Source organism: Leucobacter manosquensis, assembly GCF_018304845.1.
GTDB lineage: Bacteria > Actinomycetota > Actinomycetes > Actinomycetales > Microbacteriaceae > Leucobacter > Leucobacter alluvii.
The window spans coordinates 1,581,881-1,596,876 of sequence record NZ_JAFEVO010000001.1 but is presented as its reverse complement, the minus strand read 5'-3'; the positions used below and the strand labels follow the sequence as shown (position 1 = coordinate 1,596,876).

Annotated in this window: 17 protein-coding genes and 1 tRNA gene; 13 read left to right on the top strand and 5 right to left on the bottom strand. The window is 68.7% G+C overall.

Annotated features, from left to right (window positions below; translation table 11 throughout):
• Window positions 1-21 precede the first annotated feature (21 nt).
• Window positions 22-1,434 carry an APC family permease gene (locus JSQ98_RS07415; RefSeq protein WP_200332485.1) on the top strand — a complete coding sequence of 471 codons (1,413 nt, stop codon included), beginning with the start codon at window positions 22-24 and terminating at the stop codon, window positions 1,432-1,434.
• A 64-nt stretch (window positions 1,435-1,498) separates the two neighbouring features.
• On the opposite strand, the gene greA is transcribed toward JSQ98_RS07415, so the two are convergent.
• Together greA and JSQ98_RS07405 are read right to left on the bottom strand one after the other, a co-directional pair.
• Complete coding sequence (greA, locus tag JSQ98_RS07410) at window positions 1,499-1,984, bottom strand: transcription elongation factor GreA (protein ID WP_090151660.1); 486 nt, start codon at window positions 1,982-1,984, stop codon at window positions 1,499-1,501.
• A 165-nt stretch (window positions 1,985-2,149) separates the two neighbouring features.
• Window positions 2,150-2,641, bottom strand: coding sequence for a DUF4307 domain-containing protein (locus JSQ98_RS07405; RefSeq protein ID WP_346728741.1), 492 nt, complete (start codon window positions 2,639-2,641; stop codon window positions 2,150-2,152).
• An 85-nt stretch (window positions 2,642-2,726) separates the two neighbouring features.
• Between JSQ98_RS07405 and mca the strand changes: the two genes are divergently transcribed.
• The 4 genes from mca to JSQ98_RS07385 all read left to right on the top strand — a co-directional run bounded on the left by mca (window position 2,727) and on the right by JSQ98_RS07385 (window position 6,685).
• Window positions 2,727-3,593, top strand: coding sequence for a mycothiol conjugate amidase Mca (gene mca / locus JSQ98_RS07400; protein ID WP_090151658.1), 867 nt, complete (start codon window positions 2,727-2,729; stop codon window positions 3,591-3,593).
• A complete protein-coding gene (locus tag JSQ98_RS07395) occupies window positions 3,590-3,928 on the top strand; it encodes a hypothetical protein (protein ID WP_211649028.1) in 339 nt (112 codons plus the stop codon). Before mca ends, JSQ98_RS07395 begins: the two co-directional genes overlap by 4 nt.
• 4 nt (window positions 3,929-3,932) lie before the next feature.
• The gene (gene recQ, locus JSQ98_RS07390; RefSeq protein ID WP_211649027.1) at window positions 3,933-5,960 is read left to right on the top strand and encodes a DNA helicase RecQ; all 2,028 of its coding nucleotides are present in this window, start codon (window positions 3,933-3,935) and stop codon (window positions 5,958-5,960) included.
• Window positions 5,961-6,136: 176 nt separating this feature from the next.
• Complete coding sequence (locus JSQ98_RS07385; protein WP_249290773.1) at window positions 6,137-6,685, top strand: gluconokinase; 549 nt, start codon at window positions 6,137-6,139, stop codon at window positions 6,683-6,685.
• A gap of 33 nt (window positions 6,686-6,718) precedes the next feature.
• Here the strand turns inward: JSQ98_RS07385 and trhA are convergent, their stop codons facing one another.
• A complete protein-coding gene (trhA, locus tag JSQ98_RS07380) occupies window positions 6,719-7,465 on the bottom strand; it encodes a PAQR family membrane homeostasis protein TrhA (protein WP_211649025.1) in 747 nt (248 codons plus the stop codon).
• A gap of 72 nt (window positions 7,466-7,537) precedes the next feature.
• Here trhA and JSQ98_RS07375 point away from each other — a divergent pair, with 72 nt between their 5' ends.
• From JSQ98_RS07375 to JSQ98_RS07355, 5 genes are read left to right on the top strand one after another with little or no spacing between them, the layout of a single operon-like run.
• Complete coding sequence (locus tag JSQ98_RS07375; RefSeq protein WP_211649024.1) at window positions 7,538-8,323, top strand: isoprenyl transferase; 786 nt, start codon at window positions 7,538-7,540, stop codon at window positions 8,321-8,323.
• Window positions 8,324-8,327: 4 nt separating this feature from the next.
• Window positions 8,328-9,119: an SDR family NAD(P)-dependent oxidoreductase gene (locus tag JSQ98_RS07370; RefSeq protein ID WP_211649023.1), complete on the top strand. Its 792-nt coding sequence runs from the start codon at window positions 8,328-8,330 to the stop codon at window positions 9,117-9,119.
• A 38-nt stretch (window positions 9,120-9,157) separates the two neighbouring features.
• Complete coding sequence (locus JSQ98_RS07365) at window positions 9,158-10,492, top strand: amidohydrolase (RefSeq protein WP_211649022.1); 1,335 nt, start codon at window positions 9,158-9,160, stop codon at window positions 10,490-10,492.
• Window positions 10,493-10,544: 52 nt separating this feature from the next.
• Window positions 10,545-11,297: a nucleoside phosphorylase gene (locus JSQ98_RS07360; RefSeq protein WP_090151641.1), complete on the top strand. Its 753-nt coding sequence runs from the start codon at window positions 10,545-10,547 to the stop codon at window positions 11,295-11,297.
• Window positions 11,294-12,007 carry an HAD family hydrolase gene (locus JSQ98_RS07355; RefSeq protein ID WP_211649021.1) on the top strand — a complete coding sequence of 238 codons (714 nt, stop codon included), beginning with the start codon at window positions 11,294-11,296 and terminating at the stop codon, window positions 12,005-12,007. The genes JSQ98_RS07360 and JSQ98_RS07355 overlap by 4 nt, the downstream gene beginning before the upstream one ends.
• 57 nt (window positions 12,008-12,064) lie before the next feature.
• Here JSQ98_RS07355 and JSQ98_RS07350 read toward each other — a convergent pair whose 3' ends face one another.
• Both JSQ98_RS07350 and JSQ98_RS07345 read right to left on the bottom strand, forming a co-directional pair.
• Window positions 12,065-12,556, bottom strand: coding sequence for an S-ribosylhomocysteine lyase (locus JSQ98_RS07350; protein ID WP_211649020.1), 492 nt, complete (start codon window positions 12,554-12,556; stop codon window positions 12,065-12,067).
• A gap of 150 nt (window positions 12,557-12,706) precedes the next feature.
• A complete protein-coding gene (locus JSQ98_RS07345) occupies window positions 12,707-13,012 on the bottom strand; it encodes a hypothetical protein (RefSeq protein ID WP_211649019.1) in 306 nt (101 codons plus the stop codon).
• A 368-nt stretch (window positions 13,013-13,380) separates the two neighbouring features.
• On the opposite strand from JSQ98_RS07345, the gene JSQ98_RS07340 reads away from it, so the two are divergent.
• The 3 genes from JSQ98_RS07340 (at window position 13,381) to JSQ98_RS07330 (ending at window position 14,926) form a co-directional block, all read left to right on the top strand.
• Entirely contained in the window at window positions 13,381-13,941 is a 561-nt protein-coding gene (locus JSQ98_RS07340; protein ID WP_211649017.1) for a phosphorylase family protein, read from the top strand.
• Between the two features lie 81 nt (window positions 13,942-14,022).
• Window positions 14,023-14,766, top strand: a complete 744-nt coding sequence (locus tag JSQ98_RS07335) for a DUF981 family protein (protein ID WP_090151832.1) — start codon at window positions 14,023-14,025, stop codon at window positions 14,764-14,766.
• Between the two features lie 69 nt (window positions 14,767-14,835).
• Window positions 14,836-14,926: transfer RNA gene (locus tag JSQ98_RS07330), tRNA-Ser, on the top strand.
• Window positions 14,927-14,996 lie beyond the last annotated feature (70 nt).

The following is a 14,996-nucleotide window of genomic DNA, read 5'->3' as shown; positions in this document are numbered from 1 at the left end:
ACACCGAATAGAGGACCCCAGATGTCAACGATGCCATCCCACTCAGCAGTCGCCGTCGGCGACGAACGTCTCGCCCACGAGGTCGCAGGCGAAAGCGGCTCCCTCAAGCGCACCCTGAAGCTGCGTCACCTGGTCTTCATCGGCCTGGCCTACATGGCGCCGCTCGCAGTCTTCGACATGTTCGGAATCGTGGCCGATGTCACGAGCGGCCACGTCCCGCTCGCCTACCTGGTCGTGATGATCGCGGTGCTCTTCACCGCCTTCAGCTACTCGCGCATGGTCCGGTTCTTCCCGATCGCAGGATCCGCCTACACCTACGCCAAGGAGGCCATCAACGCGCACCTGGGCTTTCTCGTGGGATGGGTCGCGACGCTCGACTACCTGTTGCTGCCGATGATCAACGCCATCCTCTCCGCGATCTACATGACCGCGGTGATTCCGGGGGTGCCCTTCTGGGTGTGGGTGCTGCTCACTGTCGCGATCTGCACGGTGCTCAACCTCGTCGGAGTGAAGCTCGCGGCGAGCATGAACGTGATCCTCGTCAGCATTCAGCTCGTCGTCGCCGTCGTCTTCGTCGTGCTCACGATCATCAATATCGTGAACGGAGCGAACGGGGCGGAGTTCACCGCGCGCCCGTTCATCTCGAGCGATGTGCAGGGCGCCGCGATCGCCGCGGGAGCCGCGATCCTCGCCCTGTCGTTCCTCGGCTTCGATGCGGTCTCGACCCTCGCGGAGGAGGCGGAGAAGCCCGAGCGCGACATTCCCCGCGCCATCTTCATCATCATCGCGGTCGCCGGTGCGTTCTTCATCACGGTCACCTACGTGATGCAGACGCTGTTCCCCGACGTGACGCAGCTCGCCGATATCGTGGGCGCGTCGCCCGAGATCGCGAAGTACATCGGCGGGGCCGCATTCCAGGCGATCTTCGTCGGCGGGTACATGATGGCCGTGCTCGGGTGCGGGATCACGCAGCAGATGAGCGCTGCCCGCCTGCTCTACGCGATGGGCCGCGACGGTGCGCTGCCGCGCCGGCTCTTCGGCACCGTGAACCCGCGCACCGGCGTCCCCGTCGTCAACGTGCTGATCGTCGCGCTGGTCGCGCTCACTGCGCTGTTCGTCGACCTCGATCAGGCTGCGTCGATGATCAACTTCGGCGCCTTCATCGCGTTCACGTTCGTGAACCTCTCCGTGATCTTCGTGTTCTTCCGCTTCCTGAAGCGGCGCACGGCCGGAGCCTGGGTCACGTTCGTCGCCGTTCCCGCCGTCGGCGTCGCGATCAACGTGTGGCTGTGGCTGAGCCTCGACTCGATCTCCATGATCATCGGCGGCATCTGGTTGGCGCTCGGCATCGTCTACCTGCTGGTGAAGACGCGGGGCCTGCGGGCGCCGGCGCCCGATCTCACGGGGCCGATCAACATCTCGATGTACGAGTGAGGGCGAGGCCGCTGATGCGGCCCCGCCCCGGAAGTATGGTGCTGATCTTCAGCGCTGCGCCGGATCAGCCCGCGTAGGTGTCGACTGCGACGATCTTCACGGCGATCTCTTTGCCGGAGGGAGCCGAGTAGCTGACCTCTTCGCCGACCTTGCGGCCGAGAATCGCAGCGCCGAGGGGGCTCTCGGCGCTGTACACGTCGAGGTCGGAGCCATTGGCGAGCTCGCGATTGCCGAGCAGGAAGCGCTCTTCATCTCCGAAGATCGTCGCGGTCACGACCGTGCCGACCTCGACGACGCCGCTCGCCTCAGGAGCCTCCCCGACGACGACGTGCTTGAGCAACTCCTCGAGGTCGCGAATCCGGGCCTCCATCTTGCCCTGCTCGTCCTTCGCTGCGTGATAGCCGCCGTTCTCCTTGAGGTCGCCCTCCTCGCGCGCCGCCTCGATGCGCGCGGCGATCTCCTTGCGGCCGGCCACGGAGAGCTGCTCCAGCTCACCCTTGAGCCGGTCGTAAGCTTCCTGGGTCAGCCAGGTCTGGGTGGGCTCGGCCATGACGATCCTCGTTTCAGAATTAATGCGCAAACGCGCCCGAGATACAAGAGAGCGCCCTGAACCATGCAGGGCGCGAACCCCCAGGCTACCAGGGCGCGGTCCGGGTGTCAGATCGGCGCCCAGGGGTTGACTGGGACAGCGATGCACCGCGTTGAGCGCGCGGACTCAGCTCGCCGCCGACTCCTCGATCACCCAGCAGTCGCGCACTGAAGCGGCCGTCGCGGGGTTCGTGACGACGACCCTCGCCGTCACGGTGTGCGACTGCTGGTCCGTCACCGGCAGCTCCACGATCTTCCAGCCGACGGTCGCCTTCGAGGTGTTCAGCGCCTCGACGGCGCAGGCCACCGGCGTGTTCGGTTCAGTCGTCACCTGAAACTTCATATCGAGGCTGGTGTCGCCGTTCTTCGTGTACCCGATGTCTTGGAACGCCACGCGGTTCGGCTGCTGCCAACCGCTGAACACGAGGAAGGCGATGCCGGCGGCGACGAGGAGGGCCGCGGCCGTCCAGGCGAAGCGGCGGTCGAAGCTGGCCCTGCGTCCGGTGCCGTAACGATCCTCGAGCGACTGCCGCGCGTCGGTCGGTCGGGCGAGCGCAGCGGCCGGCGTCGCGACGGGGGCGCCCGAGGTGCCTCCGGAGGAGATATCGGCCTGCGGCACGGCAAGCTCCGATCTGCGCTGGGTAAACTGAATCTTCGTTGCCAGAGTACCGGGAAGCTCCCGGGAAGCATGTGAGAGGACCCTCATGACGCTCAGGTTGATCGCGGTGCACGCGCACCCCGACGACGAGTCCAGCAAGGGCGCCGCAACCTACGCGCATTACGTGGACGCCGGTGCCGAAGTGCTGATCGTGAGCTGCACCGGGGGAGAGCGGGGCGACCTGCTCAACGAACTCGTCTCGCGCGACCCGAAGAGCCGGCGAGACCTGCCCGGCCTGCGCCGTGATGAGATGGCGCGAGCGCGCGAGATCATCGGGTTCGAGCACCGGTGGCTGGGGTATCAGGACTCCGGTCTTCCCGATGAGGGGGAGATCGTGCCGGAGACCTCGTTCGCCGGGATCCCGGCCGATGTCTCGGCGGAAGCGCTCGTGCGCATCGTGCGCGAGTTCCGCCCCCACGTCATGATCACGTACAACGAGCAGGGCGGCTATCCGCACCCCGACCACATCCGCTGCCACGACATCAGCCGCATCGCCTGGGAGCTCTCCGGAGACCCCGACGCGTACCCGGAGGCGGGCGAACCGTGGGAGATGTCGAAGCTCTACTACGAAGAGATCTTCAACGCGAAGCGCGTCGAGACGATCTACCAGTGGCTCACCGACAACGACCCGTCGTCGCCCATGATCGAGCAGTTCACCGAGATCCGCGAGTGGATGACGCGTCGCCCCTACGTCGGCACTGCGAGCGTCGACGTCGGGCGTTTCTTCGAGCGTCGCGACGAGGCCCTGCGCGCCCACGCGAGCCAGGTGCCGCCCGACAGCACCTTCTTCTTCTGGCCCAACGAACTGCAGCGCCAGGCCTGGCCGTTCGAGGACTACCGCCTCGCCGCCTCCCGCGTCGCCACGAGCGAGTTCGAAGCCGACCTGTTCCAGGGAATCGAGGAGGGCGCATGAGCCTGTTGACCACCGCCGTGCGCATTGCCGAGGAGACCGAGTTCGATCCCGACACGGTGAGTCCGGGTGTGGCCGGCTTCATCGCGTTCGCGGCGCTCGGCATCGGCATCATCGCGCTCGGCTTCAACATGGTGCGGCGTCTGCGTCGCAACAGCTACCGGGCCGAGGTGCGGGAGCAGATCGAGCAGGAGCTCGCCGAGCAGAACGGGACGGTCGGCAGCGCGGGCACGGACCAGCAGGGATCGTCCCGGCCGGTCGTCGACCCAGGCGCAGATCCGAGCTCCGAACCCGGCGGCGGCCCCCGTGCCGAGCCGGGCGCCGAGCCGCGAGGCTGAACGCGTGACGGGCGGTTGGGCGTCGGTACCGGACGAGCAGAGCGCCGATTTCGACTTCGGCGACGACGAGCGCTGGCCCGGCGAAGCATGGGGCGCGCCGGCACCTGACGATCTGCGTGCGCCCGCGCCCGGAAGCAGTCGTGTCGGTGCGACCGCTCAATCCGGTGACCAAGCGGCGGGTCCGCAGGTCGGGCGAGATCCGCGCGAGGTCCTCGCCGAGGTGTTCGGGTACGACGCGTTCCGCGGCGAGCAGGAAGACATCATCCGGCAGGTCATCGGCGGCGGTGACGCGGTGGTGCTCATGCCCACCGGCGGCGGCAAGTCGATCTGCTACCAGATTCCGTCGCTCGTGCGCGAGGGCACCGGCATCGTGCTGTCGCCGCTCGTCGCGCTGATGCACGATCAGGTCGCCGCACTGCAGCTCGTCGGCGTGCGCGCGGCCGCACTGAACGCGGCGATGTCGATCGAGGATCGCCGCGCCGTCGAGCAGGCGTATCGCGACGGGCAGCTCGACGTGCTCTACCTCGCACCCGAGCGACTGTCGGCACCCGGAACGGTCGAGCTGCTGGCGCAGGGTCGCATCGCGCTCTTCGCGATCGACGAGGCCCATTGCGTCTCCCAGTGGGGGCACGACTTCAGGCCCGACTACCTGCGGCTCGGAGCGCTCGCCGAGCGCTGGCCGGATGTGCCGCGCATCGCGCTGACCGCCACGGCGACGCCCGAGACGCACCGTGAGATCACCGAACGCCTCCACCTGCAGCGTGCGCGGCACTTCGTGTCGAGCTTCGATCGGCCCAACATCCGCTACCGCATCGAATCGAAGCAGAACGCGCGCGCCCAGCTCATCAACTTCGTGCGCGGGGAGCATGCCGGGGAAGCCGGCATCGTGTACGCCCTCAGCCGCAAGCGCGTCGAGCAGACCGCGGCTGCGCTGCGCGACGCGGGAGTCGACGCCGTCGCGTACCACGCGGGGCTCCCGGCGCACGTGAGACTCGATGCGCAGACGCGCTTTCTCCGGGAGGACGGGGTCGTGGTCGTGGCGACGATCGCGTTCGGCATGGGCATCGACAAGCCCGATGTGCGCTTCGTCGCGCACATCGATCTGCCGAAATCCGTGGAGGGCTACTACCAGGAGACGGGCCGCGCCGGTCGCGATGGTCTCCCGTCAGACACCTGGCTCGCGTACGGGCTCCAGGACGTGGTGCAGCAGCGGCAGATGATCGAGTCCGGCGACGGCGATCAGGCGACGCGGGCGAGCCAGACCCGGCACCTCAACGCGATGCTCGCGCTCTGCGAAGGCGTGCAGTGCCGCCGCGTGTTCCTGCTGCGGTACTTCGGTGAAGAGCGCACGGAGCCGTGCGGCAATTGCGACGTCTGCCTGACGCCGCCCAAGCTCTGGGACGCGACGATCCCCGCGCAGATGCTGCTGTCGACGGTCATCCGCACGCAGAAGGAGCGCAATCGCACCTACGCCGCCGGTCAGCACATCGACGTCTTGCGCGGTGTCACATCGGAGCGAGCCGCGCAGATGCGGCTCGACGAACTCTCGACGTGGGGCATCGGCACCGAGTGGTCGGTGGCGCAGTGGCGCGGTGTCGTGCGCCACCTGCTCGCAGCCGGCTTGCTCGAAGCGCAGGGCGAGTGGGGTGTGCTCGCTCCGACCGAAGCGGCGAAGCCGGTGCTGCGCGGCGAAGAAGCGGTGATGATGCGCGAGGAGGTCGTCACCCGCGCCTCCTCCGGCGGCCGTGGGCGCGCCTCCCGGAGCGGCGGCGGCGAGAAGCGCTCGGCAGCCGCGGCCGACCTGACGCCGGATCAGGCCGAGATCTTCGAACGCCTCCGCGCCTGGCGGGCCGGCGAAGCGCGCACCCAGGGCGTGCCGGGATACGTCGTCTTCGGCGACGCCACCCTCGCCGCCCTGGCCGTGCACGAGCCGAAGACCGACGAAGAACTGCTCGCGATCTCCGGCATCGGGCAGGTCAAGCTCGAGCGGTACGGGGCCGCCGTGCTTGAGACGCTCGCGGCTGGGGGATAGCGGGGCATTCGGGGTGCCGAAGCGGCTCCGGCGGCTACGGTAAGGGATTCAGCGACCGTGAGACCGGATTGGCGATATCCGCCTCACCGAAGCCCCGCTGCTCACCGAAGCCGAGGTCTGTGCCGTTCCGAAACCCCGCACAGAGGTGCAGCACATCGCGTGGCACACTGAAGCGCATGGAACGCACCTCCGCCGACATGGCCGCCGGCCCGCAGCTCGCCGGGCGGGCGCTCGTCGTGATGGGGGTCTCCGGCGCGGGCAAGAGCACCGTCGCCGCCGCGCTCGCCGCCGCACGCGGCGGCCTCTGCATCGACGCCGACGACCTGCACTCGGCGAAAGCGGTCGATCAGATGCGGCGCGGCACACCGCTGACCGACGCGGATCGCTGGCCCTGGCTCGACCGCGTCGGCGCGAGCATCACGCGTGCGGCGGGCGAAGGCCATCCGGTGACCGTGGCATGCTCGGCCCTGCGACGCACGTATCGCGATCGACTGCGCGCCGCGACGGCGGTACCGCTGTGGTTCGTGCAGCTCGATGTGCCCCGTGACCAACTGCTCGCCCGCCTGGAGGTGCGCGTCAGCCACTTCATGCCGGCCGGATTGCTCGATTCGCAGCTCGAGACCCTCGAGCCGCTCGCTCAGGATGAGCCGGGCATCACCGTCGACGCGGCGCTGCCGGTGGAACGGATCGTCGCCGTGGTCGCGGCGCCCCCGCCTCGCCAGTGAAGGGGTGGGGCGGCGGCACTCCGACCGCGAGCGCTACCGCAGGAAGAACGGGTCGAGCGCGAGCAGGAGCGCCGCCGTCCAGTGGCAGAGGAAGGCGACCACGGTGAGCGCGTGGAAGATCTCGTGGAACCCGAAGACGCCGGGAATCGGGTTCGGGCGCTTCGTGCCGTAGATCACGGAGCCGAGCGTGTAGAGCAGACCGCCGACCACCACGAGCACCATCGCCGCGAAGTTCGCGTGCGCGATATCGACGATGTACATCATGGCGGCCCAGCCGAGCAGCACGTACAGGGGCACGTACAGCCATCGCGGCGCGCCGAGCCAGAACACCCGGAATCCGATGCCGAGCAGGGCGCCCACCCAGACCAGCACGAGCAGCAGCACGCCCTTGTCGAGCGGCAGCGCGAGGAGCGCGATCGGCGTGTACGTTCCGGCGATCAGCACGAAGATGTTGGCGTGGTCGAGACGCCGGAACACCTGCCGCGTGCTCGGCTTCCAGTTGCCGCGATGGTAGAGCGCCGAGACCCCGAAGAGGAGCATGCTCGAGAGCGTGTAGACGAGCGACGCCCACTTCGCCAGCGGCCCGTCGGCGACGCTGATGAGCACGATCCCCGCCACGATCGTGAGCGGGAAGGTCCCCGCGTGGATCCAGCCCCGCCACGTCGGCTTCGCCTCGAGCGTGGCACCCGGCTGCTCCTGCGGGTGATCGATGGCGTCTTCGAGGAGCGGGATCGAGAGGCGATCGGGTTCGGGCAGCGGTCGTTCCTCCTGCGACGTCATGACCTCGAGTGTATGGTCCCGGCCTCCTCCTCGCGACGGGCGCGCATCAGGTCGAGCCGGTACACTCGGAACGTGAGTGCCCAGCCGTCGAATCCGCGGGCCGGTCTGCTCTACCGGCTGTACCAGCGGCGCCTGCGCCGCGAGATCGATCGGCGCCAGGTTCCCCAGCACATCGCCGTGATCGTCGACGGGAATCGTCGGTGGGCGAAACAGCGTCTCCAGGAGCGCGCCGCCTTCGGGCATCGCGCCGGAGCCCGCAAGATCCCCGAGTTCCTCGGCTGGTGCGAAGAGGTCGGAGTCGGCACCGTCACGCTGTACCTGCTCTCCGCGGACAACCTGGGCGCGCGGGATCGCCAGGAACTCGACGACCTCTTCGGCATCATCGCGGAACTCGCTGAACTCCTCGCCGAGCACCAGGGGTGGCGCGTGAAGCACGTCGGCACGTGCGACGGGCTGTCGTCGGAACTGACCGACGCCCTGCGTGCGGCCGAGCAGTCGACCGCCGATCGTGACGGCCTGCACATCAACCTCGCCGTCGGCTACGGCGGCCGCAGCGAGATCACCGCGGCGATGCACAGCGTCATCGCCGAGCATCAGGCGGCCGGCGGCACCATCGACACGCTCGCCGAGCGATTGACGCCCGAGCTCATCGGCGAGCATCTCTGGACCCGGGGGCAGGCGGATCCCGATCTCGTGATTCGCACCTCGGGTGAGCAGCGGCTCTCAGACTTCATGATCTGGCAGTCGGCGCACTCCGAGTTCTACTTCGTGGAAGCGCTGTACCCGGACCTGCGCGAGGTGGACCTGCTGCGCGCGCTGCGCGACTACTCGTCTCGGCAACGACGGATGGGGGGCTGAACGGATGACGGGACACGGATTGCCGGATCTCGCAGGTCAGCGGGTGCTGATCACGGGCGCCTCCGGCGGTATCGGGGGCGGCATCGCACGCGCATTCGCGGCTGCCGGCGCGCGCCTCGCCGTGCACTACCGCGGCGCGACCCGGGAATCGAGCGATGCCGTGGGCTCGCTCGTGCGGGAGCTGCGTGAAGCCGGCGCTGAGGTCGAGCCCGTGCGCGCCGACCTCGCCCTCGCGGGTGCCGCATCGTCGCTGGTCGATGACGCCGTGGCGGCCCTCGGCGGTCTCGACGGACTCGTCAACAACGCCGGAGTGCAGCCGCTTGCGATGCTCGCCGATACGACGAGGAGCGAGTGGGACGAGGTGCTCGGCACGAACCTCGGAGCGGTCTTCGAGCTCTCGCAGGCCGCGGCCGCGGTGATGGAGCGCGCGACCGGCGGCGACCGGTGGATCACGCACATCGCCTCGATCGAGGCATCCCGGCCGAGCCCGGCGCACGCGCACTACGCCGCGGCGAAGGCGGGGCTCGTGATGCACGCCCGCGCGGCGGCGCTGGAACTCGGTCCGCTCGGCATCCGCGTCAACTCCGTGTCGCCCGGTCTCGTCGACCGACCCGGTCTCGCGGACGCCTGGCCGGAGGGGGTCGCGAGCTGGACGAGCCGAGCCCCGCTCGGCCGACTCGCCACTGCGGCCGACATCGGCGGCGCGTGCGTGCTGCTCGCGTCACCGGCTGCCGGGTTCATCACCGGGCAGGATCTGGCCGTCGACGGCGGCATGCTGGCCACGCCGGGCTGGTGACCGATGGCCCTCTTCCCGAATCGAGAACGGAGTTGCGGATGAGCGATTACGAGACGGTGCTGCGCGCCGACGCGATGCTGACGCCCGCGGGTGTGGTCGCCGACGCCGAACTCGCCTTCGACGGCTCGGGACGGATCACGTACGCCGGATCCGCGCGCCCGGATGCGGCGTCGGCGAGCGACCGCGTGGTGCACGAACTCGCGGGGCAGGTGCTCATGCCCGGACTCGTGAACGGGCACACGCATTCCGCGATGACGCTCCTGCGCGGCGTCTCCGACGATGAGGGCTTCATGCCGTGGCTGGCGGCGGTGCAAGCGCTCGAGCAGCATCTCACGCACGACGATGTCGCAGTCGGATTGCAGCTCGCGATGGTCGAGATGATCGAGACCGGCACGACCGCGTTCGCCGACATGTACCACTGGGATGCCGAACTCATCGAGCTGGTGCGCACCGCGGGCATGCGCGCCCTCGTCGCGCTCGCATCCTTCGCTCCGGATGCGGTCGGGTTTCCCGGCGTCTCGCCCTGGAACGGCACCGATGCGACCGAGCAGACCGAGACGCTGGCGGCCCAGTACTCCGGCGATGCGCAGGTGCGGATCGCCTACGGCCCCCACGCTCCGTACACGTGCCCGCCCGAGTTCTTGAGCGACATCGCACGGCGGGCCGTCGCCCACGGGATCCCGATTCACACCCACATCTCCGAGTCGGCAGCCGAGGTCGCGCAGATCGAGGAGCGCTACGGGGCGACGCCAGCGGCGCATCTCGCCGCGCTCGGACTCTTCGAGGCCGAGGTGCTCGCCGCGCACTGCGTGCACCTGACCGAAGACGAGATCGCACTGCTCGCGCGCACCGGCACCGCGGTCAGCCACAACCCGGTCTCGAACCTGAAGCTCGGCAACGGCATCGCTCCGCTTCCGGAGTGGCAGACCGCCGGGCTGCGCATCTCGCTCGGCACCGACTCCGTCGCGAGCAACAACACGCTCGACCTCTTCGAGGAGATCAAGATGGGCACCATCCTGCACCGCGGGGCGCGCCAGGACGCCGCGATCGTGCGCGCATCGGACGTGCTCGACATCGCCACGCGGCGCGGCGCTGAAGCGATCGGCTTCCCGGAGACCGGCGCGCTCGAAGCCGGGCGCCTCGCCGACGTGATCGCGCTCGACATCACGGGATCCGCCGCTATTCCGTTCGAGCCGGCAGCGCTCGTCTCGCACCTCGGCTTCTCCGCGACGGGCGGTGACGTGCGTCACGTCTTCATCGGCGGACGGCATGTGTACGCGGAGGGCGAGCACCTGACGCTCGATGCCGACGCGATCCGCCTGCGGGCCGCCGAGGCGCGCGCGCGACTGAGTGCTGCAGCGCGTACCGACTGAGCGCACGCGCGCCCTCAACGCATTCCATCCCCCGACACATCGAAAGGTCCTCATGCCCGTCCGACTCCCCGCCGACGCCGAACTTCCCCTGCTGCGCGCCCGCGTATCCGACCTCGCCGACCGAGCACTCGTGGTCGGCGACCCCGGGCGCGCGGCCCGCGTCGCCGAACGGCTCGACGACATGCGGCAGCTCGCCGTGAACCGCGAGTATCACGTCTACGCAGGCACCTGGAAGGGTGTGCCCGTGACCGTGGCTTCGCACGGCGTCGGGGGAGCCGGAGCCGCGGTGTGCTTCGAAGAGCTCGCACGAGGCGGCGTCACCCGCATCATCCGCTCGGGAACCGCGGGCGGCATGCAGCCGGAGATCGTCGACGGCGCCATTGTCGTGGCGACCGGGGCGGTGCGCGCGGACGGCGTGAGCCACCAGCTGGTGCCGACCGAGTTTCCCGCCATCGCGACCCCGGAACTGACGGTCGCCCTGAAAGCCGGTGCTGCCAGTTCCGGGCTCGACGTGCACAGCGGCGTCGTGCTGACGGGCGACATGTTCTACCCGAGCGACGTGATCACCGGAGTCGACCTGCCGCTGTGGCAGCGCGCCGGCGTCGTCGCCGTCGAGATGGAGGCGGCCACGCTGTTCGTCATCGCCGCACTCCACGGCATCGAGACGGGCGGCGTCTTCGCCATCGACGGGAACCCCCTCGCCGCGGCCGACGTCGCGATGGGGGACTACGACCCGTATCGCGAGATCGTCGTGCAGGCGGTCGACGCCGCGCTCACCGCCGCGCTCGACGTGCTGGTGTCGTGAGCGCATCGGCAGGCAGCGCGCACTCGCCGTTCTCCGCGGTGCTCTTCGACTGCGACGGCGTGCTCGTCGACTCAGAGACGATCACCATCCAGCTGCTCGCCGAAATGCTGCGCGAGCTGGGATGGGAGATCTCGTACGAAGAGACCGTGCGCACCTTCATCGGGCGGGCCCTGGTGGACGAGTGGGAAGTGATTCTCGCGCATACCGGCTTCAGGATCACGGACGCCTGGATCCACGAATTTCATGTACGCCGGGATGACGCCCTGCGCGTCAGCGTGCAACCCGTAGCCGGAGTGGAGGCGATGATCGCGGCGGTCGCCGAGCGCTTCGGCGACCGCATCGCGCTCGCCTCCGGCGCCGATCGCGTCAAGATCGAGATGCAGCTCGACGTCACCGGGCTCGGGCGCTGGTTCGGCGACCGGGTGTTCAGCGGCATGGAGCAGCCCCGCAGCAAGCCGGCTCCCGACGTCTACCTCGCCGCCGCTGCGGCACTCGGCGTCGACCCCGCTTCGGCGCTCGTCGTCGAAGACACGCTCGCCGGTGTGACGGCCGGTATCGCAGCGGGCGCGACGGTGTTCGGATTCTCCCCGGACAGCCCGGTGCGCACCGACCCAGGGATGCTGCGCGGAGCAGGCGCGTCGATCGTGTTCTCAGACATGAGCGAACTGCCCGGTCTGATCAACGAGTGGGCGCCGCGTCCCGCGGCGTAACCCGCCGCGACACGCAGCGTCAGTTGCGGCTCGACGACGAGGGCTCCGACGCACTCCCTACGCGATGCGGGAGCGGTCGAACGCGTCGAGGCTGATGCCCTCGGCGAGCACGATCTTCGCCCACTCACGCGCAGCATGCAGGCTGTGATCGCGGTAATTGCCGCAGCTCACTGCTTCCGTTCCCGGCACGTCGTCCCAGGTGACGCGCTCCGCCAGATCGGTGAGCGAACTCTTGATCGCCTCGGCGACCGTCTCAACGCTCGGCTCGCCCCAGGCGATGAGATGGAATCCGGTGCGGCAGCCGAACGGCGAGATGTCGATGAGCCCGTCGAATCGGGTGCGCAGCAGCGCGGCGAGCGTGTGCTCGATGGTGTGCAGGCCCGCCGTGGGAATCTCCGCCTCATTCGGCTGCACCAGGCGGATGTCGAAGTTCGAGATCGCGTCGCCCTTCGGGCCGCGCTCGACCCCGATGAGGCGCACGTACGGTGCCAGCACTTTCGTGTGATCCAGTGAAAAGCTCTCTACTTCGGCAAGTTCGACGTCGCTCATGCGACCCAGTTTCTCATGGGCACCAGAGTATCGAGCATGGGCACGGCATCTCCGGGCATGACGAAACGTGACTCCTGAACGGCGTCGGGGCCCGGGTACGAGAACGGGCCCGCACCCGGAGGTGCAGGCCCGTTCTTCGTACGCGAGCGTTTACGCTGCGCGCGCGAGCTCCTTGCGGGTCAGCGCGATCTGCGTGCGGTCGCCGGCGAGGCGCTCTGACACGCTTACGTTCCAGCCGGCGCGATCGAGACGCTTGAGGTCGCCGCGCGCCTCGTCGAGACGATCGGTCTCGACGACGTAGAGCGTGCGGCCAGAGCTGCGGTAGACCGAGCGGCGCTGGGCCCAGTCGGGCACGAGCATGTCTTCGGCTCCGCTGAGCGAGTGGTAGGGCGTGCGCAGGGGAGCGGCCGCCGGCCGCACGTCTGCGATATTGGGCATACGAGTATGCGAAGTCATGGTGTTCCTTTCGTGGCGCACCGTCACGGTGCGCGATCCCCGAGCAGTTCTCGGGGGTGGGCTCGCTGGGAGCCTGCGCTGCTTCGCCGGGGCTGCGTCGGTACAGCCCGTTCGATCTCTTGCGATCGATAGCGGAGCGCAACTGCACCGGTCTCATCGGGGGACCAGCCTCGTCTGAAGGCCTTCGGTGCTCGGTGGGTGTCGCGGCTGGTGACGCAGAGTTGAGGTGATCTCGACGTGCCGTTCAACGGCGATCATGCGTACGGCTCGCGAACCCGACTCCTCATATTAGAACACATTTTCGAAAAGCGCTAGTGTGGGTTCGAAGATGTGGATCAATAGGCGCGTGAGCGCCGCTGGGAGCGCCGATGACTGAACCGACCACCCTGCTCGTGTTCGCACACCGCGACGAGGCTTCGGCCTTCTCCGATGTGGCTCACCTCGTGACCGGAGTGGGCAAGGTCAACGCTGCGGTAGCACTCGCCGCGGAGCTCTCCGAGCGTCCCGTCGATCGCGTGGTGGTGCTCGGAACGGCAGGCGTCGTGAGCGACGGCCCCGAGCGCCCATCGCTCGACGCGGTCTACCAGATCACCGGAGTGGTGCAGCACGACTTCTCGCTGCCGTCGCCGGAGCTGCGACCCGCCGGCGACGCGATCCTGACCCGAGAGGCGACCGCCACCATCGCGACCGGCGACGTGTTCGTGCAAGACGATGCCCAGCGCGCGACCATCGCAGGCCTCGGTGCGAGCCTCGTCGACATGGAGGCCTACGCGTACGCCAGCGTGTGCGCGCGCTTCGGGGCCGCGCTGCAGATGTTCAAGATCCCCTCCGACTTCGCCGACTCGACCACCACCGACGAGGAGTGGGACACGATCGTGTTCCGCAAGAGCGAGCAGCTCAGGGAGTTCTGGGACGCCAGGCTGAGGTAGTTCGCGCTGCCGCCGCGTCAAGGCGGTGGCAGGGCTCCTGCTCCTTCGGTACACCTGAAGGCATCGGTGCGTTCGGTGCCGATGGAAAGGGGAGAACCGGTGCTCATGGAAGCCGACGGGCTCATCGTCGATTGGACGCTGATGCCCACGTACAACACCATCATGTCGCTCGCAGCGGGTGCGGGGCTGCTCTGGATACTCGGGCTGGTGCGCGCGCTTCGCAAACCAGGGGAGTTCGCTCCCGAGGGGTGGGCGCTGACCGCCGCCGTGCTCGGAAGCATCCTGACGCTCACCGGCGCGCATATGACCTTGACCTGGCCGCTCGCCGCCTACTTCCCGTTCGACAACATCATCTTCGGAGAGCCGAGTCTCGGATTCGGCGTCCTGCTGCTGGCAGCAGCCTTCCTGCTGTGGCGCCGCTCCGCCGCCATCACGGCGGCTCCAGACCCGGGGGCGCACCTCGCGCGCACCGCCAGACCACTCGGGATCTTCGTCTTCGGACTGGGTCTCGCGATGTTCGGGATCGCCGCCGCTGGAATGGTGTTCCAGCTCTTCGCCGCGCCGCCGGAAGAGCCCATCTCGGGTGCATTCGCCGAGTACCCGTGGGTGGAGGCGACCTTCATGTCGGGGCTCTTCGCGCTCGTCGGAGTGGGCGCCGTGCTCTTCCCCTTCGCCCTCAGGGGCTTCGATTCAGCCGGACCGAAGCTGCGGCCCGTCGCTCTCGTCGCGGGCATCGCCTGGGGGCTCGCCGGGCTGGCGTTCCTGCTCTTCGGGGCACTCAACTACTTCACCCACATCGGCCTGATCATCAATACGACCGCGTAACGGCTCGCGGGCGGGGCCGCACCACGGCCCGATTCGCGCGAGCCGTTCGCATCCCGTAGGATTTTCCGCGGTGACGTGTCCGAGCGGCCGAAGGTGCAACTCTCGAAAAGTTGTGTAGGGTAACCCCCTACCGTGGGTTCAAATCCCACCGTCACCGCCAGATGAGAAGCCCCGGGTCCTTGCAAAAGCGAGGACCCGGGGCTTCGTGTTCACGGCGGCATCGGTTGCAT